Source organism: Profundibacterium mesophilum KAUST100406-0324 (genome assembly GCF_009835145.1).
Lineage (GTDB): Bacteria > Pseudomonadota > Alphaproteobacteria > Rhodobacterales > Rhodobacteraceae > Profundibacterium > Profundibacterium mesophilum.
Genome location: NZ_APKE01000015.1, coordinates 1 through 22957 on the forward strand (window position 1 = coordinate 1; position 22957 = coordinate 22957).

At 68.9% G+C, this 22957-nt stretch carries 17 protein-coding genes and 1 pseudogene; 3 read left to right on the plus strand and 15 right to left on the minus strand.

Translation table 11 applies throughout. The features are described from left to right. The 11 genes and pseudogenes from PMES_RS16670 to PMES_RS16920 form a co-directional block, all read right to left on the minus strand. A pseudogene (locus PMES_RS16670) lies at positions 1-502 on the minus strand (hypothetical protein); the annotation flags it as partial. A 113-nt stretch (positions 503-615) separates the two neighbouring features. Continuing rightward, entirely contained in the window at positions 616-3561 is a 2946-nt protein-coding gene (locus tag PMES_RS06840; protein WP_159964813.1) for a hypothetical protein, read from the minus strand. Beyond that, positions 3558-9494 carry a hypothetical protein gene (locus PMES_RS06845; RefSeq protein ID WP_159964815.1) on the minus strand — a complete coding sequence of 1979 codons (5937 nt, stop codon included), beginning with the start codon at positions 9492-9494 and terminating at the stop codon, positions 3558-3560. Before PMES_RS06845 ends, PMES_RS06840 begins: the two co-directional genes overlap by 4 nt. Positions 9495-10313: 819 nt before the next feature. Continuing rightward, entirely contained in the window at positions 10314-10661 is a 348-nt protein-coding gene (locus tag PMES_RS06850; protein ID WP_159964817.1) for a hypothetical protein, read from the minus strand. 111 nt (positions 10662-10772) lie between these two features. Further along, positions 10773-12116: a class-II fumarase/aspartase family protein gene (locus PMES_RS06855; RefSeq protein ID WP_159964818.1), complete on the minus strand. Its 1344-nt coding sequence runs from the start codon at positions 12114-12116 to the stop codon at positions 10773-10775. Next, positions 12113-12820, minus strand: coding sequence for an alpha/beta fold hydrolase (locus tag PMES_RS06860; protein ID WP_159964819.1), 708 nt, complete (start codon positions 12818-12820; stop codon positions 12113-12115). The genes PMES_RS06855 and PMES_RS06860 overlap by 4 nt, the downstream gene beginning before the upstream one ends. A gap of 91 nt (positions 12821-12911) precedes the next feature. Beyond that, complete coding sequence (gene pcaD / locus PMES_RS06865) at positions 12912-13703, minus strand: 3-oxoadipate enol-lactonase (protein WP_159964821.1); 792 nt, start codon at positions 13701-13703, stop codon at positions 12912-12914. After that, positions 13700-14725 (minus strand): threonine ammonia-lyase, encoded by a 1026-nt coding sequence (locus tag PMES_RS06870; RefSeq protein WP_159964822.1) that lies wholly within the window; start codon positions 14723-14725, stop codon positions 13700-13702. Before PMES_RS06870 ends, pcaD begins: the two co-directional genes overlap by 4 nt. Then, positions 14722-15546: an alpha/beta fold hydrolase gene (locus PMES_RS06875; RefSeq protein WP_159964823.1), complete on the minus strand. Its 825-nt coding sequence runs from the start codon at positions 15544-15546 to the stop codon at positions 14722-14724. The genes PMES_RS06870 and PMES_RS06875 overlap by 4 nt, the downstream gene beginning before the upstream one ends. After that, positions 15546-15782, minus strand: a complete 237-nt coding sequence (locus PMES_RS16915) for an HAD family hydrolase (RefSeq protein ID WP_328809149.1) — start codon at positions 15780-15782, stop codon at positions 15546-15548. The genes PMES_RS06875 and PMES_RS16915 overlap by 1 nt, the downstream gene beginning before the upstream one ends. Continuing rightward, the gene (locus PMES_RS16920; RefSeq protein ID WP_328809150.1) at positions 15779-15979 is read right to left on the minus strand and encodes an HAD family hydrolase; all 201 of its coding nucleotides are present in this window, start codon (positions 15977-15979) and stop codon (positions 15779-15781) included. Before PMES_RS16920 ends, PMES_RS16915 begins: the two co-directional genes overlap by 4 nt. 434 nt (positions 15980-16413) lie before the next feature. Here PMES_RS16920 and PMES_RS06885 point away from each other — a divergent pair, with 434 nt between their 5' ends. Then, the gene (locus tag PMES_RS06885; RefSeq protein ID WP_159964825.1) at positions 16414-16842 is read left to right on the plus strand and encodes an FKBP-type peptidyl-prolyl cis-trans isomerase; all 429 of its coding nucleotides are present in this window, start codon (positions 16414-16416) and stop codon (positions 16840-16842) included. Positions 16843-17046: 204 nt separating this feature from the next. Here PMES_RS06885 and PMES_RS06890 read toward each other — a convergent pair whose 3' ends face one another. The 3 genes from PMES_RS06890 to fabA are packed head-to-tail and all read right to left on the minus strand — an operon-like array spanning position 17047 to position 19601. Continuing rightward, complete coding sequence (locus tag PMES_RS06890) at positions 17047-17838, minus strand: enoyl-ACP reductase FabI (protein WP_159964827.1); 792 nt, start codon at positions 17836-17838, stop codon at positions 17047-17049. A 4-nt stretch (positions 17839-17842) separates the two neighbouring features. Further along, a complete protein-coding gene (locus PMES_RS06895; RefSeq protein WP_159964829.1) occupies positions 17843-19072 on the minus strand; it encodes a beta-ketoacyl-ACP synthase II in 1230 nt (409 codons plus the stop codon). Positions 19073-19091: 19 nt separating this feature from the next. After that, a complete protein-coding gene (gene fabA / locus PMES_RS06900; RefSeq protein WP_159964831.1) occupies positions 19092-19601 on the minus strand; it encodes a bifunctional 3-hydroxydecanoyl-ACP dehydratase/trans-2-decenoyl-ACP isomerase in 510 nt (169 codons plus the stop codon). Positions 19602-19736: 135 nt separating this feature from the next. Here fabA and irrA point away from each other — a divergent pair, with 135 nt between their 5' ends. Continuing rightward, a complete protein-coding gene (gene irrA / locus PMES_RS06905; RefSeq protein ID WP_159964892.1) occupies positions 19737-20174 on the plus strand; it encodes an iron response transcriptional regulator IrrA in 438 nt (145 codons plus the stop codon). A 78-nt stretch (positions 20175-20252) separates the two neighbouring features. Here irrA and PMES_RS06910 read toward each other — a convergent pair whose 3' ends face one another. Next, positions 20253-21137 carry a glycosyltransferase family protein gene (locus tag PMES_RS06910; RefSeq protein ID WP_159964833.1) on the minus strand — a complete coding sequence of 295 codons (885 nt, stop codon included), beginning with the start codon at positions 21135-21137 and terminating at the stop codon, positions 20253-20255. A gap of 393 nt (positions 21138-21530) precedes the next feature. Here PMES_RS06910 and miaB point away from each other — a divergent pair, with 393 nt between their 5' ends. Next, positions 21531-22838, plus strand: a complete 1308-nt coding sequence (gene miaB / locus PMES_RS06915; protein WP_159964834.1) for a tRNA (N6-isopentenyl adenosine(37)-C2)-methylthiotransferase MiaB — start codon at positions 21531-21533, stop codon at positions 22836-22838. The last annotated feature ends 119 nt before the right edge of the window (positions 22839-22957 follow it).

Below are 22957 nucleotides of genomic sequence, written 5' to 3' on the forward strand. Positions count from 1 at the left end.
TCTCGGCCGCCTGAGCCCTGTCTGCCTGCTGGGGATTGAGGGCTCCGTCTTGTCTTGCTTGAAGCCAAATGTCGCAGATTTCGGGCAGCGCCTCAGCAGGATATCCTTCGGCCTCGGTGTCTCCAGACTTGTAAGTGATGGGCTTCAGGGGCCCGTCCATTAAGTCATTGGAAATATACGGTAAAAGGCTCTTTGACGCCAAAAAGACGGGCAGATGGGCCCCGTCCTTTTCGGCCTCGGTTTTCAGTCTCTTGGCCGCTCCGCTACGCCCGCCCAAGACACTCGCAATGCCGTGGCCGGACAAAACTCGCCTGCCATCCTTTAAAACGGCACACGGGATTTCAACGGGGCCGATCCTTAACCAGTCTGAAAAAGAAGGGCACCACGCCCCCCCCCCAAGGGGGAAATTCTCGCGCCCCTCCGCACAATTTACGCAATCCTCCGATTTATCAAAGCCGATCAGCGCCTTGCGGTGCCCTCCGCCGGCACCACCTTTCCCCATATGCGCAAGGCGCCTGCGCGGGCGGCACGCCCGGGTGGATGCGCGGCGCGGGAAGGCCGATCTGCGGTCGCCGCGCGCGCCCCGCGAAGGGCAGGGCGCGCGCGGGTCCGGTTTCAGAAGCTGTAGACCGCGTTGACGAAGATGCCGTGGCTGTCATCGTCGTAATCGGTCAGATCGCTCGAGAAGTTCCCGAAATCGTAGCCCGCACCGATCTTCACGTTCTCGTTGAGCTGATAGGTCGGCGCGATCAGGAAGCCCAAGTCACGGCTGCCTTGCTCGGGCTGCCACAGGGCCCTGGCCTCAGCGAGGAGGCCCCAGTTGCCCGACACGCGCCAATCGGCGCGCAGCACGGCAAGATGCGCCGGGCTGTCGGTCCAGACAGGATTGCCACGGTCGAAGGCGACCTCGCCGAGCCGCATGCCGTATTTCGCCCCGATCGTCAGGCTCGGCGACAGACGGTAGTCGAGGTCGACGGAGAGCACATGGCTGCGCTGGAGGGGAGCATCGGCATCGGATGCGCCGACCGCGCCCCGCTCCAGATCGACGCGCAGATCGTAGGAGAGCACCGCCACCAGCGCGTCATCGACCACCGGGCGCAGGGCATAGGAGATCCCGCCCTCCGCATAGGCCCCGTCGGGCGCGCCGCTGCGCGATTCGTGCGCGTATTCGAGCCGTCCGCTCAGCGTGCCGCCCCCGTCTGCCGTGACCTTCCGCCCCGAGGCGGCCAACAGCAGGCCGCGGCTGTCCGCGCCGCCGTCGATCTCTGTGTCATGCAGCTCCAGCCGCATGCGGCCGGACATGTCGATGCCGCTGCGCTCGGCGCCGAAGCTCAGGGTGCGGCGCCGGTCGGCCTCATCCGAGTCGTCGATGCGCGCGCCGAAATCGAGGACGAGATTGGCCGTCGGTGTCCATTCGAGGCCGTAGGCCTGTCCGCGCTTGCGCTCCGAGGAGCCGATGAGAACATCCTGCTCGGTGAAGATCGACCAGTCGTCGGACATCGTGCGCCGTGCGCCGAGCACCAGGTCATGCCCGGTGATCCGGTCGGTCGCGCTGCCGGCGATCTGCTGGCGCAGATAGACCTCGCTGTCGCCCTGCACGTAGCTCACGGCGCCTTCGAGCCCGGCGCCGGCGCTGCCGAAGCCAAGCTCCACCTCGGCATGGACATGGGCGCCCAGCGCCCCCGACAGGCCCAGCCCGTAGCGCTCGTAGCTTTCGAGCGTGCCGCTCGCCTCGATCGACCCTTCGGCGAAGACATAGGCATCGGCCCGCGCGCCGAGCGCGTAGCCGAGACGCGCGGCCAGATCGGTGCGCGTGCCGCGTCCCTGCGCTCCGCGTTCCTCCTCGTGCTCGACCCCGACGGTCAACCGGCTGCGCGCGCCGAGCGGATGGGTGAGCGTGGCGCGCAGCTCGCGGCTCTCCTCGTCGCCCCGCTCGAGCCGCTCGGCGGCAAGACCGAGCCCGGTGCGTCCGGCCAGCACCGTCTCCAGCTCGATACCGCTGCGCTCGATCGCCTCATTGAGGGCCGCGCCGTCGCCGGCGAAGCCCGCCTCGCGCCGCTCGGCCCAGGCCACCGCGTGTCCTTCGAGGCCGAAGGCCCGCTCCAGGTCGGCCGTCGCCTCGATGCGCCAGGCGCCCGCCTCGGGATCGGCGACCGTGTTGCCGCGCCGCTCGAAGCTCAGCCCGCCATCGCGCGAAAGACGGATCGGGCGTCCGCGCCCTTGCGAACGCGCGATCTCGGCCGTCACGGCAAAGCCGCGCCCGCCATCGTGATGCAGGTCGAGCCCGGCGACATCGCCGCCATCCTCCGTGCCGCCATCGCGCAGGGCCGTCACCCCGACGCGCAGCCCGCCGCCGAGCGCCTGTTCGGCGCGCAGCCCGGCCAGGCTGTCATCGGCGCCTTGCGCGGGGCGGGCGTAATCGGCGCGCAGCACCAGCATGTCGGCCTCATCGGCAAAGAGCGCGCCGGTGGGCGCCACGACCAGGGGACGGTCGAGCAGGACATGGCCCTGGATGTGATTGATGCGATAATCGACCCCTTCGACGAGGCGGCGACGCTCGAGCAGGCGTCCGTTCTCGTCGCGCCGCTCGACGCTGAGCTGCACGCTGCCGGGGAGCACATCGCGCGAGGAAAGCCTGTAGGAAGCGCCGCCGGTCGCGGAGAATTCGTCGGTCTGTGCAATGCTTTCCTCGGAGGAGACGAATCCCTCGATACGGGTGCCGCCCGTGCTGTGACGTCCGCTCAGGCCATAGATGCTGCGGTCGGCCCGGATCAGGTCACCTTCCGCGAGACTGATCCGGCTCTGCCCGAAGGTCAGGTGGCTGTCGTTCCGGGCGAGCCGCGCATAGGGGCGCCCGTCGCGTCCGCCCGTTCCCAGAAGGATGGATTCGTCCCCGAAGGTGACGATGCCGGGATCGGCGCGCAGCCGTTCGAGCGCGTCGCGCGGCGCGGTGCCGCCCAGCCCGTCGAAAAGCTCGTCAAGCGGGCGCGCGCCGGTATCGGCCGAGAGGGTCAGGGTCCAGCCGCCGCGCAGCGGCCCTTCGGCGAAAAAGGCCGCACGTCCCTCGCTCCAGCCATCGCCCTCGCCGAGATCCCGGCCGAGCGTGACATCGGCGATGCCGGTTGCGGTCCAGAGCGGGCGTGCATCGCGCGCCCGGCCGGACAGCTTGCCGAAGGAGACGATCGGTTGCGGCGTGCTTGCGGCCGCGTGGGAGGGGCGGTGTGGCCGGGCCGGCGCGCCGGGCAGGCTCCCGCCGCCGGTGGCATGGGGCCCGAGCGCGGGAAGGGGCGGCTCCGTTCCAAGGGGGCCGGCCGGCTGCGGCGGCAGGGCCGCGGGCGGCGCGGTGCCGATGACGGGCGCCTGCGGGCCGGAAGACGTCTCCGGCCCGAGGATCTCGAAGGCGAAGGCATCGGGGGCTCCCGCCGCATCCGGGACACCGGGGGCGCCGGGCAGGCCGGCGACCGGGAAGATCGCTTGCGCGGGCGCCGCACCGGTCGGCCTGCTGCCGGCGGTCAGGATGAGGGTAAGGGCGGTGGCGGTGAAGAGGGTAGGACGGATCACCGGGCATCTCCACGGATCAGGGTTTCGATGTCGAGCGCGGGGGCCGTGCCGTCGCGTTCGTGGGTTTGCGTGATGGCGGTCGAGATCGCGGCAAGCCTGGCCTTCGCGACGCGCCTGTCGGACGGATCGAGATAGACGAGCGACAGACGGGTTGGTCCGGCGCGCAGCGCGGCCATCATTCCGGCCATGCCTTCCTGCCACTTGGCCTGCAGCTGGCCGTCCGGCCCGAAGGCGGCATCGGTGATCTGCAGCGTGGCCTTGCGGCCGGGCAGGACCCCGAAATCGAGACGGCTCATCTTGCCGCGTGTCATGCGGATCACCTGCGGGTTCGTGCTCGTGACGATGCTCCCGGGCGGCAGGCTGCGGGTGTCGAGCTTGAGCTGCATATTCGAGCCGATCCCCTCGCGCGGCAGGATGGCGCAGGGCACGGAGAAGCGGCCATGGGCATCGGCGGTGACGATCTCGCCGCGCGGGGTCATGAGGACCGCGCCCGCGATGCCGGGCTCGCGGGCATCGGCATGGCCATCGCCGTCGCGATCCTCGAAGACCCGCCCGACGAGATCGGCGCAGTCGAAGACCCGCTCCAGTTCCAGCGTGATCGCGGCCTGCGCCCGGGCAAGGACGCGCCCGTCATCGGGATCGCGCAGCGTGGCCAGCGAGACATGGCTTCCAAGCGCGATCTCTCCGGCCGCGACGATCTCGATCTCGATCTCGATCTTCCTGTCGGCGCCGGCTCGCAAACCGGCGAAGGTCACGCTGCGCCCCGACACGGCCGGCTCCGCGGCGGCGCCGTTCACCGTGGCCGAGCCCGGTGCGAAGACGAAGCCCTCCGGCAGATAGTCGGTGATGTCGACGCGCTCGTATTCGACATCGCTGGCGGTGATGCGGAAGGGCACCGGCACGCCGCGCCGCACCGTCTCGCGCAGGGCGGTGATCGACAGGACGGGTTCGGCGAGGATCGGGTCCACCGCGATGTGGTTGTTGATCACGTTCGGATCGCCCGGCTCGAGCAGGAAGCTCAGGAAGTAGCGGGCCGTCTCGCCGATCCGAGGCGGATTGGCCGATGCGCTGATCTCGCAATTGCCTCCGGGAACCGGATCGCCCTCGCAGGTGGTCGCGTCATAGGGGGCGGACGAGGTGAGGGGCAGGCGTGCCGATGTGCCGGCGACGAAGCCCGAGGGCAGGTCCATGGCGATGCGGTACTCGGTCTGCACCGCGGGGCATTGCGGTGCCGCCGCCGGGGCCACGTCGAAGCGGTAGTAGCCATCCGCGCCGGTCAGCTGATTCTGCTGCGCGGGATCGGCGAGGCAGCGCGCGGGCAGGGCCGCGCCGGCCGCGTCGGTGAGCGTCACGCGGACCCCGGCGATCGGCCTGCGGGTGATCGAATCGTAGATCACGCCGGAGGGGTCGATCGGCAGATTCTGATCCTCCAGCCGCTCGCCCGGTTTCAGATCGCCGATCCCGAAGCCGCCAAGCGCATCGCCGCTCGGCGTGTACATTACCACGCGGTAGCCGGCCCCGGCATCGACATAGAGATCGTAGGTGCCGTCGGCGCGGGTCGTGACGAACTCGACCGGTGCGCCTGCCGCATCGAAGATGGGCTGCGTGCGGCCTTGCGCGTCGATCACCATGACGCGGTAACCCGCGCCTACGCCGCGGTCGACCGTCGGATCGTAGCGGCCATCACGATCGGTATCGTCGAAGATCGTGCCGGCGACGGCGGCGATCGGCACCACCGAAAGCGTGGCGGTCCCGGCAAGGCAGTTCGCCGGGTTGAGCGCCTCGCACAGGCCGTAGCCGACATCGTAGAGGCCGGGCTCGGTGAAGGTCGGCACGGTGATGCGTCCCTCGGCGTCGATGCCGACACCGTCGAGGCCGCCATCGTCGAGGATCGACAGGATCGCCTCGCCGGGCACGACCGCCGCGCCGCCGAGCTGGTCATTGGCGGTCACGGGCACCGTCTTGCCGCCCGAGACGCCGTAGATCGGCTGCTCGGTAAGATCGTCATCGGAGATTTCGATCACCGATTGGCCCACGCCGAAGGTGGCGGTGGAGCGCGCGCAATTGCTTGGGTTGAGCCGCTCGCAGACCCTGTAAGTGGCGGTGTAGTCGCCTTCGGGGGTGTCCGGGGCGATCAGCAATGCCCCGTTCGCGTCGATCCGAAGGCCCGGCGCGGTGCTGCTCAGCAGGGTTGCGGTAACCTTGTCCGCCGGCACCGCGATGCCGTCGAAGAGATCGTTCTGCAGAAGGTTGCCCGCAAGCCCCCCTTCGCGCCCCGGAATAGGCGCGGCGAGGAAATCATCGGGGGCAAGCGTCAGGAGCGCCGCCGCGACGTCGATCACGGCATCGGCCTGGGCGCAGATGCTCGGCGCGTCCTTGCGGCAGATATCGTAGGCGATACGGTAGCGCCCGGCGGGCGTTCCGGCCGCCACCGAGAGCGCGCCGCCGGCCGTCAGGGTGATCCGCCCATCGGCCAGCTCCCCGCCGGGCAGCAGGCGCAGTGTGACATCGGCGGATGTCGGACGGGCGCCATTGGCCAGATCGTTGGCCAGGATGTCGATCGCGTTCTTGGTGCCCGCCTGGCCCGCCACGGGGGTGGGGGTGGTATCATCGGCCGCGACGATCTCGCCGGTATCGATGATGGTGACGCGGAGCGTCTGCGGGGTGGCGTTGCCCCGCGCATCCGTGGCGGTGACGACAAGCTCGTAGACATTGTCGCCATCCACGTCGGCGGGCTGCTCGAAATCGGGCGGGGTCACGAAGGTCAGGTTGCCATCCGTATCGATGGCAAAGCGCGCGGCATCCACGCCGGACAGGCTCCAGGACACCGCCTCGTCGGCTCCGTAGGAGGCGATGACGGTCTTGTTCTCGCCGATGCTGATCGCGGCGGCCGGGCCGGTCTGGCCCGACGGGCCGGACGGCACGGGCGCGATCTCGTCGAGATCGACCACGCGGATCAGCAGCCCCTGGTCGGTCTGGGCGCCGGCCGCGTCCGTGGCGGTGACGGTGACCGCGTAGACATTGTCGCCATCCGCGTCGGCGGGCTGTTCGAAGTCGGGCGCGGTCACGAAGCTGAGCGCACCCTGCGCGTCCAGCTCGAAGAGGCCGGCATCGGCGTCATAGAGGGTATAGCTGACGGCGGGATCCGGCGTGAAGCTGTCGATCGCGCGGCGTCCCTCCTCGATCTCGACCACCCGCAGCGTCCGGTCCGTCAGCTCTACCGCGAAGGCAACGGGGCCGGTGCAATTGGCCGGGTTAAGGACCTCGCAGATCTCGTAGCTGCCCTCGTGACGGCCGTTGGGCGCCCCGCCCGCGCTCGAGACGGTGCCATCGGGCGCGACAGACAAGGGGCTTGCGGCCGGAAGCGTCACGGCCAGCGTGACATCGCCCGCACCGATGGCCGCGCCGTCGATCAGGTCATTGGACAGGACATTGCCCAGCGCGTCATGGCCGGCGGGACGGTTCACGGCCGTGATGAGATCGGCGGCGGGCGAAAGGGTCGCGGCGAGCGCCTCGATACTGGCGGTCGCGATGGCGCAATTGCCCGGATTGAGGTTCTCGCAGATCTCGTAGTCGAGTGCATAGATCCCGGCCGGCGAGGCCGGCGCGAGGCTCAGGCGGCCATCCCCGTCCATCGTCAGGCGGCCCTGCGGATCGGCCGCGCTCACGCTCAGGGCGACCTCCTGCGCGGCGAGCTGTGCGCCGTCCAGCAGGTCGTTCGACAGCACGGCGCCGGTTCCGGCGATGCCGCTGCGGCCCGGAACCCGTCCGGCATCGTCGGCTTGCGCGGTGATCGGCGCGGCCGTCACATCGACCTCGATCTGTCCCATCACGCAGTTGCCGGGGTTCAGATCCTCGCAGATCTGGTAGGGACGGGTGTAAAGTCCGGCCGCCTTGGGCGCATCGAGGCCGATCTGGCCGTCGGCGCCGAGGCTGATGCCGTTGATGCTCCCGGCGGTTACGCTCACCTCCGAAAGCTGTGCGGGATCGCCCTCGATCGTGTCGTTGGACAAGGCGAGGGGGGCGCCGCCGATCGCCCCGGTGCGGCGTCCGACATGCGGCCCGGCGCGGTCCGTCGCGGCAAGCAGCGGCGCGGCGGTCACCGTGACGCTCAGCCGCGCGCTGTCGCAGTTGGACAGGTTCGCCGCCTCGCAGATCGTGTAGTCGAGCGTGTAGGTGCCGGCGGGTGTCGCGGCCGCGAGATCGACGCTGCCGTCCGAAGAGAGGGTGAGGGGGCCCGTGGCGGGGTCGTCGCGGGTGAGGGTGGTGTTCGCCGGGGTCGCGGCCACGCCCGACAGGTCGTCATTCGCCAGAAGGTCGACGATGTCCGCCGCGCCGGTGCGGCCGCCGCGCGTCGCGCTGTCATTCGCCGCGGTGACGACGGGAAGCGCCGGGAGGGAGAGGGGGTGGGGATCGTCGCCCGGGGCGCCGGGCCCGAACTCGCTGCGGGTGCCGACCCCGGCATTCGCGATCACCGAATCCGACAGGTCGCTGACCGCTTCGCCGTTGCGCAGGCCCGATGCCCTGAACCGCAGCGACAGATCGCGTCCCGCATCGGCCTCGCTCACCGTGTAGGTGCCGGTATAGACGAGCCGTTCGCCCGGAACGAAGGTGCCGGGATCGGCGTCGGGAGTAACGCTGTCGAGCGTCATCAAGGGCGCGGCGCCGGCACCGTTGAAGGTTTCCCAGGCGAGGTCGAGCCCGGTAACCGCGAGCCCGCCGATATTGCGCAACTCCCAGCTCACGGCGATCGTCTCGCCGGGCTGGAGCCGGCCATCGCCGTTCTCGTCGGAGAAGTTCGCGTCGAGCTTGCCGCCCATGGCGGGACTGATGATGGTGACCGTGGTGGCCGCGCTGTAGGTGTCCCCGCTGGTGGCTGCGCGGCGGATGCGGTAGCCGATCTGGCTGGGTTGCCGCGCGAAGCCGGCCTGGGGTGTGAAGGTGAGCTTGCCGGTCGCGTCGTCGTAGGACCAGCTGCCCTCGACCTGACCCTGGCTGGTGACGGTGAAGCCGGTCACGTCGCCCTTGCCGTCCGTGACGATGCCGCTCACGGTTGCGGTGCTGGCGGGGTCCATCTGCGCGGGGCTGCGCAGCGAAAGGGCCTGCAGGGCATATTCGGAGGGCAGGCCGGATGTGTTCAACTCGGCCACGCTGTCGTTGAGAAGGGGATCGAATTCCACCGCCGCGCTGGGCGCCCGGTCGAAGACCTTCTGGTCTGGATCGAGCTGGATCGGCCGGAAATCGCCACATTGCAGATCGAGCGTGTCGGCCTCGAGATAGGTCGGGTTGGCGACGCGGATCAGGAAATTGGTTTTGGCCGTCCGGCCGAACTCGAAGGTGTTCGTGTCGGTATAATTGATCTCGAGGCCGGATACGGCCTCGTTGTTATAGCCCTTGTCGCCCGCCAGCGTGAAGACGCCGCTCGCGTTGTCGAAGAGGCGGTTCGTTGTCGCGTTGGAATCGATGCGCAGGTAGTCGACCGTCCCGTCGCAGACCGGCAAGAAGACCTGCTCGTTGTTCGGCCCGTCAACATCGTTGATCTGCACATGCACGTCGGCGGTCACCGGGGTGCCGGAGCCGGGAGTGTTGAGATCGAAGGTGCCTGCCTGGAAAATCTGCCAGCGCACCTCATGCGGATCCAGGCCCGCCGAGACAACAGCGGGCGCACCGGCGACCGTGTCGAACTGATGGTCCAGCGTCGTCGAGATCAGCGTCGCGACGAGATCGATGGTGACGCCGCCGACACTGCCGACATTGCGCCACACGGCTCGTTTGCCCTGGAAGGTGCCTTGCGTCTCGATGGCGGTGGGCGTCGAGAGGATCAGCTCCGGCGCCGCATAGGCGGGCGCGGCCCCAAGTATGGCTCCCAGGGCAAGCGTCGACACGGTGAGGGATGTCGGGGAAAGGCGGGCGGATTTGGGCGATTTCAACATGGCAATATCTCTCCAGCAGCGCCGAAGCGCCGTGGTGGCAGGGTCGGATTGGGTGAAGGGTTGCGGCCGCGCGGGCGATCACAGTGGCGGCAGGTCTTCCTTTCTGGGCGGGAGGTGTCGCATGGCGGTCCGTATCCTTGGGATGTGGCGGTCAGGTCGAATCGGTCTGGTCGGCACATGGCCTGTAGAGTTGGTGTGCGAGGACAGGTCCCGCGGCAGCTCCGCAGCATTCGATGCGAAACTATGTAAATACTGTTAGAAGTATTCCGGCAAACAAGTGTGACCCGGCGTTATTCATGAACTCCGGTTAATATGTTTTAAGAATGATACATCACTCGTGAAGTTTCCTTGTAATGAGCCAAGTAGAGACATGAACAGGCCACAATTGCGCCACAATCGCGCAGGGGCCCCAAGGGGCGCCAAAACTGCTCATTCGAAAGCTTAAAAGCGGTTTGAGGACGCTGTTGAGGGGCCGGGATACGCGGCGCGGTTGATTGCCTTCCAAGATAAAACCACAAGCAGGCTGTTGGACCAACGGGGCTTGAAGTGGTAAATCCATCCCGAGGCGGCCTGCGGCCGGCCCCCCTTAAGGCAGTGGGACAAGCATGCTGCGAACAACCTGTATTCAGGTGGGGAGTTCGAAGCCGCCGGGGGAGTAAGATCGAGGCAGCGGTGCGATCATCCCGGCGGGCGGCTCCGCCTTGGAGCAGGGGGGATGTCCCGGCATGTCCACGGCCCACGTGGCGCGGCGGGGATGCACAAAAAAAGGGCGGGGTTTGCAGTGATGCCCCCGCCCGAAAGTACGTTGCCGCTCGATAACTAGCGCATGGTGGAAAAGGTCAAGCGCCTGAAGAGTGATGACGGGAGCGTGATCCGGGGCCAGCGCCGCGGCGGCGCGCAGGCCTCGACCTCGGCGCGCCAATAGGCGATCTCGTCTGTGACGATTTCCCATTCGAACCCGCTTGCGCGTCCCGAGCTCAGCTCCGCGCGTCCGGTCGCGACCTGCGCCCTGGCATGCGCGAGCCTGGCGCCGGAGCGGGTCAGGACATCGAGCCGCGCGGCGATCTCGTCGCGGCTGCGGGGTGGATCGCCCGCGCGGGTATTGCCAAGTCCCACCCGGTGCCAGCGCATGAGTGCCCGATCCTGCTCGGCGGTCCATACGGTCATCACGTCGTCTCCCCCAGTTGCCGCGCACCAGCGCCGGATCAAGCCATTAACGCGCCCTTTGCCTAACAATTGGTAAAGAACGCATTGCGCCGCCGGGGAAGGGGCGGCGCCTCATCCGCGTGCCGCCGCCCGCTGCGCGGCATGGTCGGCGAAGGCGCGTGCCTGCCTGGGGGCGTCACCCAGCTGCGTTTCCGGCCGGGTAAGGGCAGTCCAGTCGCCGCCCGGATGGTCGCGTTCGAGCAGGTCGGCAAGGGGCGTGCCCTGCGCGGCGGCCTCCGCGCAGAGCCGCTTGATCTCCTGTTGCGCCTCCGGCCTTGGAAGGCGCGCGGCAAGCGCGAAGGAGAGCGCCTCGGCATGGATGAGGCCCGGCGGCGTCTCCAGGGGCGCGCGCATCGCGGTGATATCGGGCGCGAGCCCCGCGCAGAGCTCCTCGGCGATCTGCGTGGCACGGCCGAGCGCCATGCACAGGGGCGGCAATGCGAGCCATTCGCCGAACCAGGCCGCACCGTCGCGCTGCTGCCGGTGCACGAGCCCCTCCTGCAGCAGACCCGACAGCCCGGCCGCGTGGCGTGCCAGAGCGGCGAGCTGCGCTGGCAGGACCGGGTTGCGTTTCTGCGGCATGGTCGAGGAGGCCCCGGCCGCGCCGCCGGACAGCTCCTCGATCCCGCTCTGGCAAAGCAGGCCGGCATCCTCGCCGATCTTGCCAAGGCTCCCCGCAACGGCGGCGATCCATGTGGCCAGTTCGGCGATCCGGTCGCGCTCGGCGTGCCAGCTGGCCTCCGGATCCCCGAGGCCGAGCCGCGCGGCAAGGCCCGCCCGGACCCGGGGCCCCTGCGCGCCCATCATCGACAGCGTGCCCGCCGCCCCCGAAAGGGACACCACCAGCAGGCGCGGCCGCATCTCCTCCAGCCGGTCCAGATGCCGCAGGAGCGGGCGGCCCCATTCGGCGGCGACCGCGCCGAAGCTCGTCGGAGCGGCGAGCTGGCCATAGGTGCGCCCCGCCATCGGCGTCTCGGCATGATCGCGGGCCAGCGCGCCCAGCGTTTCGAGAATCGCCGCGAGCCGTTCCTCCCACAAATCGAGCGCCCGGCGCAGGCGCAGGACGAGCCCCGTCTCCATGATGTCCTGGCTGGTCGCGCCCCAATGCACGAAAGGACGGTGCTCGGGGCCGGGGATCGCCGCGCGGAAAGCCTCCAGCAGGCCAGGCACCACGACACCGTTGCGGGCGGTCTGCGCGCTCAGCGCGCCCGGGTCGATCGCCGCCTCCATCGCGGCGCGCCGGATCGCGGGGCCAGCGAGATCGGGGATCAGCCCTTCCTCGGACTGAACCTCGGCGAGGGCGCCCCAGACAAGGAGCATGGCCCTGATCTCGGCGCTGTCGGTGAAGAGCGTTCCGGTCCGCGGGTCGTGCCAGAACCCCTGGTAGAGGGCGCTTGCGAAGGGCGCGCCGCTCACGAGGCGATCTCGCTCAGAAGGGCGGCGAGCCGTTTGGGGCTCGCAAAGAAGGGGGAGTGGGAAACCGGCAGCGCATGAACGTCCTCAGGGGGCCAGTCGCGTGTCATCTCCGCCTGGAACTCGGGCGGTATGGCACGGTCGTCGTCACACCGGATGTAGCTGCGCGCGATGCCCGCCCCGCGCCCGGTCCGGCGCAGCGGCGTGGCCTGGGGGCGCATCGGCTGCGGGCACAGATGCGCGCGGGCATAGTCGAGCGTGCCCTCGGGGCAATCGTGGTAGAAGAGTGCGCCGACCATGTCGGGATCGAACCCCATGGTGATGCGGTCCGGCGCGATGCGGATCGCCGGGGCGAGGGGCTGGCGCGCGGCACTGCGGCGCATGTCCGCAAGCGATTCATCGCCGCGCGGGACATAGGCGCACAGGTAGACGAGGCGCGAGATATGCGAGGGGTCGTTCTCGGCGGCCTGGGTGATCGGGTAGCCGCCCATCGAATGTCCCACGAGGACGGTCGGCCCCTCGAGCGCATCGAGGATCGCCTGCGCGTAGCTCTCGAGCGTGGCCTCGGCCGGATCGGTGGGATCGGCGCCATGCGATGGCAGGTCGATGGCGCGGGCGCGGTGTCCGAGGGCGACAAGCTCGGGGATCACGTCGCGCCAGCACCACGCGCCATGGCAGGAGCCGTGAACGAGGAGGAAATCGGTCATGTTCGTCAACCTTTCGGAAAGGGCCCTCGCCGCCGGGATCCGTGCGCGCCGTGGCGCGGGGCGCTGGGGCAGGGGCGTTTGGGATGGGCGGTCAGCGTGGATGCGCGATGCGCGCGAGAAAGGCGTTGAGCCGCGCGGCGAACGCGTCCGGCCGCTCGACATTGGGCAGATGGCCCGCGCCGCGGATCAGCGCGAATTCGGCGCCCGGAATGAGCTGCGCGGTTTCGCGCACGAGATCAGGCGGGGTGGCTCCGTCCTCGTCGCCGGCGATCACCAGGGCCGGCAGGCGCAGCGTGGCCGTGGCGGCCAGCAGGTCGCAGCCGGCGATCGCCGCCGCGCAGCCCGCATAGCCCTCGGGCGGCTGCCGCTCGAGCATGGCACGCCATTGCGCAAACTCCGGCAACCCGCGAAAGGCCGGCGAGAACCAGCGCTCGAGCACGCCCGGCGATAGGGCGGACATGCCGCCGCGCGCCACCGCCTCGATCCGGTCATGCCACATCTGCGCGGTTCCGATCTTGCTCGCCGTGCTCGCCAGGACCACGCCGCGCAGAAGATCGAGCCGCTTGACCGCGAGACCCTGCGCGACCATCCCGCCGATCGAGAGGCCGACAAAGACGCAGTCGCGCACCCGCAGGTGATCGAGGAGACGCTCGGCATCGCGCACCAGGGTCCCCATCTTGTAGGGCGCCGGGGGACATCCGCTCAGCCCGTGCCCGCGCATGTCGTAGCGGATGATCCTCAGCCCCGCCGGAAGATGCTCCAGAAGATCGTCCCAAAGCCGCAGATCGGTTCCCAGCGAGTTGGCGAAAACCAGCGCTGGCGCCTCCCTCGGCCCGGTATCGCGGTAATGCAGATCGACATCGTCGAGACGCATGATGCTCATTCTGTGCCTGCTCCGTCCATGCCCGTGTCGAGTATGGCGAGCGCCCGCGTGAAGAGAACGGGGTCGACATTGCCGCCGGTCGCCACCGCGATCACCGTGTCGCCGGGGCAGTCGCGCGCCTTGTAGAGCGCGGCGGCAAGGGCGACCGCGCCGCCGGGCTCGAGTACCAGCTTGAGGCGCAGGAACGCCTCCCGCATGGCCTGCATCGCCTGCAGGTCCGTGACCGCGAGGCCGGGGCCGCAGAGCCGCTTGAGGATCGGGAAGGTCAGCATGCCGGGCCGTGGCGTGACGATGGCGTCGCAGATGCTTCCCGCCGCGGCCGCGTTGTCGACATGACTGCCGCGTTCGAGCGAGCGCGCCGTGTCGTCGAAGCCCTCCGGCTCGACCGGGCGCACCCGCAATCCGCTGCGCCGCGCCTCGAGCGCGAGGGCGATGCCCGCGGTCAGCCCGCCGCCGCCGCAACAGACCAGCACATCCGTGCCGCCGCCGCCGATGCCGAACTCCTGCGCCTGCGCCGCGATCTCGAGCCCCGCCGTGGCCTGCCCGGCGATCACCTGCGGATCGTCGAAGGGCTTGACCAGGGTCAGTCCGCGCGCACGGGCCATCTCGTCACCAAGTGCGTCGCGGTCCTCGCTCAGGCGGTCGTAGAGGACGACCTCGGCGCCGAAGGCCCGCGTGTTGGCGATCTTCAGGGCCGGCGCGTCGCGCGGCATGATGATGACGCAAGGACAACCCCACAGCGATGCCGCCCGCGCCACGCCCTGCGCGTGATTACCGGAGCTGAAGGCGATGACGCCCCTGGCGCGCTGCTCGGGCGGGAGGGCCGAGAGCGCCGACCAGGCGCCGCGGAACTTGAAGCTTCCGGTATGTTGCAGCGCCTCGGCCTTGATCAGCACGCGCTTGCCCGCGATCTCGTCGAGGAAGGGCGAGCCGAGCAGGGGGGTGCGCCTGACATGGCCCGACAGGCGCGCCTCCGCGGCTTCGATCATCGCGGCATCCACCGCCTCCTGCGTGCCCGTCATTGCGTGATCCGCGCCAGCCATGCACGCAGCGCGGCCAGTGCCTCCGGCTCGTCGAGGAAGGGGATATGGCCGCGGCCGGGCACCTCGGCGAAGATCATGTCGGGCCGCTTCGCGCGCATCCGCGCGGCGGTTTCGGCGGAGAGCAGGTCGGAATTGGCCCCCCGGATCAGCGCAAGGGGCAGGCCCTCCATCGCGTCGAAGAGCGGCCATAGATCGGGCGCGGGCTGCGCGCCGGCTGCGGCAAGCGCATCGGCAAGGGCGGGATCGTAGTTGATGCGCAACCCGCCATCCACCGCGTCGTAATGCTTGCGCACCTCCTCGTCCCAGCGCGACTGCGGCACGGCCTCGAACCCCGCCATCAGGGAGGACCGCGCCATGGCCGCCTCGGCATGGGTTTTCTGGGCGGGGTTGCGCCCGACATAACCCATGATCGCCCCGAGGCCCGCGGTATCGAGTTCGGGACCGATATCGTTGAGGCAGACCCCAGCCAGGCGCTCCTTGGCGGTCGCGGCGAGCAGCATCGCGATCATGCCGCCACGCGAGGTGCCGAGGAGCGCCGCGCGCTCGAGCCCGAGATGATCGAGCAGCGCAAGGACGTCGCCGGCCTCGGTGGGCACGGTGTAGCTCGGCGCGCCCGTCCACTCGGAGCGCCCGCGTCCACGGTAATCCGGCCGGATCAGCCGCACCCCGTCCAGATACGGCGCCACGTAGTCGAAATCGCTGCTGTTGCGGGTCAGGCCGGACAGGCACAGCAGCGGCAGGCCCTCGCCCTCGTCGAGGTAATGCAGGTTGGCACCGTCGGGTGCTGAGAAATTGGGCATCAGGCGACAAGCTCCGGTATTTGCGGCAAGGGGGTGAGACAATGATCGGGGGTGGCGGAAGGGCGGTCGACCGGCGCCCCGGCGCGGTTGACCCATGCGGCGCGGGAGCCGTGACCCGCCGCCGCCTCCCAGCCGTCCAAGGAGACGATGGGCACCTGCGCCGGGGCGCAGCCGAACCGCACTCCGACGAAATCGTGGTCCTGCGGGGCGGGCTTGAAGATACCGATGCTCTTCACCGATAGCTCCCGAGCCGATGCTCGATCCCGGAGGAGCGCACCGTCCCCGGCAGCATTTCCGCAGAGCCGTTCGAGGATGTCGCCGTGTTGTATCCGGCATCCTTGAGCACCCGAAGCATTTCGGCAGCCTCCGCGAACGGCTCCAGCTCCCAGCAGAGATCGAGCGGTTTCTGGCGCAGGTCCGCGGCCTCGCGCAACCCGGCGGCCTCCACCGCACAATCGCGCCCGCCCTGCGTGGCACGCCAGCCGGCCGCCAGCTCCTCCCGGTGATCGGCACGCGGCCACGTTCATGCCGGACAGCGTTCCGCAGGCATCGAAAACGCAGGTGGTGATCGGCATCGGGCCCTCCCCGGGAACGACAGGCTCCGGCGCCGCGGGAGGCGAGGCCGGCCATGCTCGCGGCGAGCGTGCCATAGGGCCGTTCGAGGGGGAAGGCCCCCCGTCACGCCAAGGCAGGGGCAAGGCGAAAGCGGGACGGCGCCGGGCAGGATGGCGCCGGACGGGGCGGGATTTTCCCCGTATCCCGGGTTTACAAACGCGCCTCCACTCCCCACCTTTGGTCCTTCGCCGATGCACCCGCCGAGACTGGCGGCCCTCGCAATCCAATTTCCTCTATAGATCAGGAGTACCCATGGCTCAGGCAAAGTCCGGAGATACCGTCCTCATGCATTACAACGGCACCCTTGCCGATGGCAGCACCTTCGACAGCTCGAAAGGTCGCGATCCGCTCGAATTCACCCTTGGCACCGGCCAGATCATCCCCGGCCTCGACCAGGCGGTGACAGGCATGGAAGCGGGCGAGAGCAAGACCGTGACCGTCGAGCCGGAAGAGGCTTATGGCGACCGTGACCCGGCCCGTGTCCAGACCGTGGCCCGCAGCCAGATCCCCGATCACATCCCGACCGATCCGGGCACTCAGCTTCAGGTTCAGACCCCCGAGGGGCAGACCGTTCCGGTGATCGTGGCCGAGGCCAGCGAGGAGGAGGTGACGCTGGATGCGAACCACCCGCTCGCCGGCCAGGCCCTGACCTTCGAGGTCGAGCTCGTCGAGATCAAGTGATCCCGGTGCGCGTCCCGCGGCTGAACGGGCCGGGCAGGGGCGTGCGCTAATACCATTTGCACCGAGAATGGCCCGCCGATTGACCCGGCGGGCCATTCTCGTGTGGCAGCCCGCCGTTTGGTCCGCCGGGGGGCGGCCCGGCGACCGGGGCAAGGCATATGAGCCGGAGGCGCGGCCGATTTGGCGGCCGCACGTGTCCCGCGATCAGCCGATATTGCCGGCCTGCGGCATTCCCAGAACATGATAGCCTCCATCGACCATGACGATCTCGCCGGTCGTGCAGGCGCCGTAATCGGAGGCGAGCCATGCTGCCGTGCCGCCGACCGCCTCGAGCGTCGCGTTATGGCCCAAGGGGGCGTTCTGGTCGGTATGCTTGAACGTCTTGCGCGCGCCGCCGATTGCCGCGCCGGCCAGCGTCTTCATCGGGCCGGGCGAGAGCGCGTTGACGCGGATGCCGTCGGGGCCGAGATCGTTGGCAAGATAGCGTACCGCGGATTCCAGCGCCGCCTTGGCCACGCCCATCACGTTGTAGAAGGGCGTCACGCGATTGCTGCCCTGGTAGGTCAGGGTCAGGATCGTACCGCCCTCGGGCATCAGGGGGCGGGCGCGGCGCGCCACGTCGATCAGCGAGTAACAGCTGATCGAGAGCGAGTTGCGGAAGTTCTCGCGGCTGGTATCGACGAAGCGGCCCGCCAGTTCCGACTTGTCCGAATAGGCGATCGCATGGACCACGAAATCGATCGTTCCCCAGCGCTCCTTGAGCGTGTCGAAGGCCCGGTCGAGCGAGGCATCGTCGGTCACGTCGCAATCGACGAGGATGTCGCTGCCCACCGAGGCGGCGAGCGGCTCGACGCGCTTGCCGAACGCCTCGCCCTGGTAGGTGAAGGCGAGCTCGGCGCCCTCGGCAGCCATGGTCCGCGCGATGCCCCAGGCGATCGAGCGGTCATTGGCGACGCCCATGATCAGGCCGCGTTTGCCGCGCATCAGGTCAGCCATGGGGTCACTCCTTGAACTTGCTGAGCAGCATCGAGCCGTTGGTGCCGCCAAAGCCGAAGCTGTTGGTCATCACGGTGTCGAGCCCCGCATTCTCGCGCATCTGTGTCGCGATCTCGCCCTCGTCGATCGCCGGGTCGAGGGTTTCGACATTGATCGAGGGGGTGATGAAATCATCCTGCAGCATCAGCAGGCAATAGATCGCCTCCTGCGCGCCGGTGGCGCCCTGGCTGTGCCCGGTCATCGACTTGGTCGAGCTGATCGGCGGGGTTTCGCCCCGCCCGAAGACGCGGCGCACCGCTTCGACCTCGCCGACATCGCCAACCGGGGTCGAGGTGCCGTGGGCGTTGATGTAGCTGACGCGGCGCCCCTCGGGCAGGGTCTTGAGCGCGATGCGCATCGCCCGCTCGCCGCCCTCGCCCGACGGAGCGACCATGTCATGCCCGTCGGAGGTCGCGCCGAAGCCGGTGATCTCGGCATAGATCTTCGCGCCGCGCGCCTGAGCCCGCTCGAGGCTCTCGATCACTACCATCGCCCCGCCGCCGGCGATCACGAAACCGTCGCGGTCGGCGTCGAAGGCGCGGCTCGCCTTCCGGGGACTGTCGTTGAACTTGGAGCTCATCGCGCCCATCGCGTCGAAGAGGCAGGAGAGCGTCCAGTCAAGCTCCTCGCCGCCGCCGGCGAACATCACCTCCTGCTGGCCGAGGGCGACCTGCTGCGCGGCCATCCCGATGCAATGCAGCGAGGTCGAGCAGGCCGAGGTGATCGAGAAGTTCATGCCCTTGATCTTGTAGGCGGTCGCGAGATTGGCGGACACCGTGGAGGACATGCATTTGGGAACCGCAAAGGGGCCGATCCGCTTGGTGCCACCGGTCTTGAGGACCGTCTGGTGGGCAGCGAACATGGCGCTGGTGGAGGGGCCGCCAGATCCCGCGATGAGCCCCGTATCGGGATGCGAGACCGTCTCCACATCGAGGCCGGCATCGGCGATCGCCTGAGCCATCGCGATATGGGCATAGGCCGAACCGGGTCCCATGAAGCGCAGGGTGCGCTTGTCGACATGGTCGGCCACGTCGATCTTGAGGGTGCCGGCGATCTGGCTGCGAAAGCCATGCTCGGCCATTTCGGCGCTCGCCTCGATGCCCGAGCGGCCGGCCTTCAGGGCCTCGGCGACCTCTGTTGCAGAGTTTCCGATGGGCGAGACGATGCCCAGCCCGGTGATGACGACACGGCGCATGGCGCTCTCCTTGCTGATGTCAGCTTTGCGACAGGGCGACCTTCATGTCCTTGACCTGGTAGATGGTCTCGCCATCCGCCTCGACGCGGCCATCGGCGACGCCCATGGTCAGGCGCCGGGTCTGCACCGCCTTGGTGAAATCGACGTAATAGGTCAGCATCTTGCGCTCGGGGCGCACCATTCCGGTGAGCTTTACCTCGCCGACGCCGAGCGCGTAGCCGCGCCCCTGCCAGCCGCGCCAGCCCAGGTTGAAGCCGGTCAGCTGCCACAAGCCATCGAGGCCGAGGCAGCCGGGCATGATCGGGTTGCCGGGAAAGTGGCATTCGAAGAACCACAGGTCGGGCGTGATGTCGAACTCGGCGACCACGTGGCCCTTGCCATGGGCGCCGCCATCGCCGGAGATGTCGGTGATGCGGTCCATCATCAGCATCGGCGGCAGCGGAAGTTGGGGATTGCCGGGCCCGAAGAGCTCTCCGCGTGCGCAGGCCAGCAGGGCTTCCTTGTCGAACTGCGATGGGAAATCGCTCATGTATCTGGCCTCCGGAAGACTGTTTTTTCTGGAAGCGACCTCTACCACCGCGGTCGAACGGGACGCAAGGGCAGGCGCCGGCGCGCCGCGAGTTTGCGATTGAAAGGAAGGGGGGTGGCGCTCTATATGTATTCCATGAGCAAGATCGCCCAAGTCACCACCGAAGAGACGCTCCGCTGTGGCGCGCAATGGCTCGCGAGCGCCAACCTGCGGCCGACGCGTCAGCGCCTTGCGCTCGCCGCTCTGCTGATCGGCGATGGCGAGCATCGTCATGTCACCGCCGAGGGGCTCCACGCCGGCGCGCAGGGCGCGGGCGAGGCCGTCTCCCTTGCGACCGTCTACAACACGCTCCGGGCCTTCTGCGAGGCTGGCCTCATGCAGGAGGTGACGGTCGACGGCTCCAAGAGCTATTTCGACACGCGCATGGACGATCACCCGCATTTCTTCTGGGAAGACAGCCATACGCTGACCGATGCGCCGGCGCATCAGCTCGAGATCACCCGCCTGCCCAGCGCGCCCGAAGGGGCCGAGATCACTTCCGTGGATGTCGTGATCCGTCTGCGCCGCCGCTGAGCACCGCGCCGGTGCCGGGCGCCGGCGATCCGCCTCTGAAGGGTGGCGGACAGGCATCGCGGCACGCCGATGCCCCGTTCAGAACCACTGTCCCGGCTCGATCAGGCCCAGATCGAGCAATTGACGCGCGCGCCAGGTGAAGCGGTCGGAGCCATGCCAGGAGAAATCGCGGATCGCCTCGCGAGAGCCGGGATTGCGGCACAGCGCCTTGGCGGTCCGGAACGAGCAGATCGCCGCCGTCAGATTGTGGTGCCAGGGACAGGCATAAGTGTTGTATTCCTCGTCGTCGAAAGTGAAATCGGCGCGCAGGACAAGCTCGGGACGCGCGCGGAAAAGGGCGATCCGGTCGATGCGCCGGGCGGATGGGGGGATATGCTCCTCGAATCGCCAGCGCAGACCGCCGTGAAAGTCGAGCTGCCGCTCCTTGAGCCGGCCGCGCGCGGCCGGATCGGGTCGTGCCAGCGCGTAGTAGCCCATCCGGTCGAGCATCGCCGTCTCCCGCGACACGCCGCCGGGATGATCGGCGAGCCGCTCGGGGTAGAGGTCCACGACATAGGCCAGCATCGCGTCCCGCTTTTCCTCGGTGTGGAAATCGAGCATCTCCCCCACGCGCCGCGTCTCGCTGAAGGGATAGAAGAGATACTCAGCGTTGTAGCAATAATAGACCCAGCGTCCCCGCAGATACTGGCAGGCCCGGTTGATCGCCTCCGCCGCCGCCGCGCGGTCGGGCAGCGCGTGCATGATCCAGTGATCGGCCCCGGCCTCGAGCGCCGCCCCCGCCGCGCCGTCCGGCAGATGCGGATCGGCGATCACGATGATCGTGCCGAACCCCGCCGCGCGATGATGCGCCACTGTGCTCCCGAGCTCGCTCTCATCCTCGGCGAGGATGATCGCTGCCGGGCCGTGCCCGCCAATGCGGCGTCCGGGACGGCCGAAGGCCCGCAGGCTTGAATGGCGTTTCATGCGCGCTCCTCGACCCTCGCGTGCGGCCCCGCATGGTCCGCTGCGCATCATCGGCGCGGACCGGTTGGCGCCGCCCCGCATCCAGGTGCCGCCGCGATCCGGCGGGTGATGGGCGCCCGCGCCAATCTGCACCGGAAGCGGCTGGCGCGACGAGAGGCAAAAATGACGAAATCCTCACCGATTGCAAGCGTTGCGAGCCGCTGGCGCTTGCGCTAGGAACGCGCTCGGACACGGCGCCGCCCGCGTCATCCATGCCGCCCGACCGCCAGGCCTGTCCGTCATGTCCGGCAGGCCGAGCCTTCCTCACGGTCCGGCCGCGGACCGGTCCTTCTGTCCGGCGCCCGTGCCGGCGCCGATATCGCCGTCCTTCAACTTCCATTGCGGAGCCCGATCATGAGCCTGCCGAAAAAGCTCTTCATCAAGACCTATGGCTGCCAGATGAACGTCTATGACAGCGAACGCATGTCCGAGGCGCTCGGCGGCGAGGGCTACGTTCCCACCGACCGCCCCGAAGAGGCGGACATGATCCTGCTCAACACCTGCCACATCCGCGAGAAGGCCGCCGAGAAGGTCTATTCCGAACTGGGCCGGATGCGGGGCCTGAAGGAGGCGCGTCCCGATCTCAAGATCGGCGTGGCGGGATGCGTCGCGCAGGCCGAGGGCGAGGAGATCATGCGCCGGCAGCCTCTGGTCGATCTGGTGGTCGGGCCGCAAAGCTACCACCGGTTGCCGCAGATGGAGGCGCGCTTGCGTGCCGGCGAGCGGGCGCTCGACACCGATTTCCCCGAAGAGGACAAGTTCGCGCATCTGGGCAAGCGGCCGAAGGCGGCGCGGGGGCCGACGGCCTTCCTGACCGTCCAGGAGGGCTGCGACAAGTTCTGCGCCTTCTGCGTGGTGCCCTACACGCGCGGCGCCGAGGTCAGCCGCCCCGCCGCCCGGATCATCGCCGAGGCGCGCGAGCTGGTCGAGCGCGGGGTGCGCGAGATCACGCTCCTGGGCCAGAACGTCAACGCCTATCACGGTCATGAGGGCGGGCTTGCCGGGCTCATCGGCGCCCTGGCGCGGATCGACGGGCTGGAGCGTCTGCGCTACACCACGTCACATCCCAACGACATGGATGATGCCCTGATCGCGGCCCATGGCGAGGAGGCCAAGCTCATGCCCTACCTGCACCTGCCGGTGCAGTCCGGCAGCGACCGGGTGCTCAAGGCGATGAACCGCAAGCACACGGCCGAAGGCTACCTGCGCCTGATCGAGCGGATCCGCGCGGCGCGGCCCGATATCCTCCTGTCCGGTGATTTCATCGTCGGCTTCCCGGGCGAGACCGAGGAGGATTTCGAGGCGACGATGGCCCTGGTCCGAAGCGTGCGCTACGGGCAGTGCTACAGTTTCAAGTATTCCACCCGTCCCGGCACGCCGGCCGCCGAGCGCGCGCAGGTCGGGGAAGCCGAGAAGGACAACCGGCTGCAGCGGCTGCAGGCGCTTCTCACCCAGCAGCAGCGCGCCCTGCAGGACGAGATGGTGGGGCGCGATGTCTCGGTGCTTTTCGAGCGTTCGGGGCGCGAGCCCGGGCAGATGGTCGGCAAGTCGGATCACCTCCATTCGGTGCATGTGGCGGGCGAGGGCATCGCGCGCGGCGATCTGCGCCGGGTCAGGATCACCGCGAGCGGGACCAATTCGCTGGCCGGAACGCTGCTCTAGCGCGGCGCCTCGGGGCCGCATGGGCGCCGCGAACGGGCAACGGCGGCCGCCTTCGGTGCGCCGCTTATGTCACAACGGCCGCCCCGCGGTGACGAAAGCGTCTTCACATGGCCTGCCAA

Coding starts and splice junctions, on each gene's coding strand:
- PMES_RS06875 (WP_159964823.1), bottom strand. CDS start 15,546: ATGCCCAATTTCTCAGCACCCGACGGTGCCAACCTGCATTACCTCGAC.
- PMES_RS06890 (WP_159964827.1), bottom strand. CDS start 17,838: ATGGCTGACCTGATGCGCGGCAAACGCGGCCTGATCATGGGCGTCGCC.
- miaB (WP_159964834.1), top strand. CDS start 21,531: ATGAGCCTGCCGAAAAAGCTCTTCATCAAGACCTATGGCTGCCAGATG.
- PMES_RS06860 (WP_159964819.1), bottom strand. CDS start 12,820: ATGACCGATTTCCTCCTCGTTCACGGCTCCTGCCATGGCGCGTGGTGC.
- fabA (WP_159964831.1), bottom strand. CDS start 19,601: ATGAGCGATTTCCCATCGCAGTTCGACAAGGAAGCCCTGCTGGCCTGC.
- PMES_RS06895 (WP_159964829.1), bottom strand. CDS start 19,072: ATGCGCCGTGTCGTCATCACCGGGCTGGGCATCGTCTCGCCCATCGGA.
- PMES_RS06885 (WP_159964825.1), top strand. CDS start 16,414: ATGGCTCAGGCAAAGTCCGGAGATACCGTCCTCATGCATTACAACGGC.
- PMES_RS06910 (WP_159964833.1), bottom strand. CDS start 21,137: ATGAAACGCCATTCAAGCCTGCGGGCCTTCGGCCGTCCCGGACGCCGC.
- irrA (WP_159964892.1), top strand. CDS start 19,737: ATGAGCAAGATCGCCCAAGTCACCACCGAAGAGACGCTCCGCTGTGGC.
- pcaD (WP_159964821.1), bottom strand. CDS start 13,703: ATGAGCATCATGCGTCTCGACGATGTCGATCTGCATTACCGCGATACC.
- PMES_RS06845 (WP_159964815.1), bottom strand. CDS start 9,494: ATGTTGAAATCGCCCAAATCCGCCCGCCTTTCCCCGACATCCCTCACC.
- PMES_RS06850 (WP_159964817.1), bottom strand. CDS start 10,661: ATGACCGTATGGACCGCCGAGCAGGATCGGGCACTCATGCGCTGGCAC.
- PMES_RS06870 (WP_159964822.1), bottom strand. CDS start 14,725: ATGACGGGCACGCAGGAGGCGGTGGATGCCGCGATGATCGAAGCCGCG.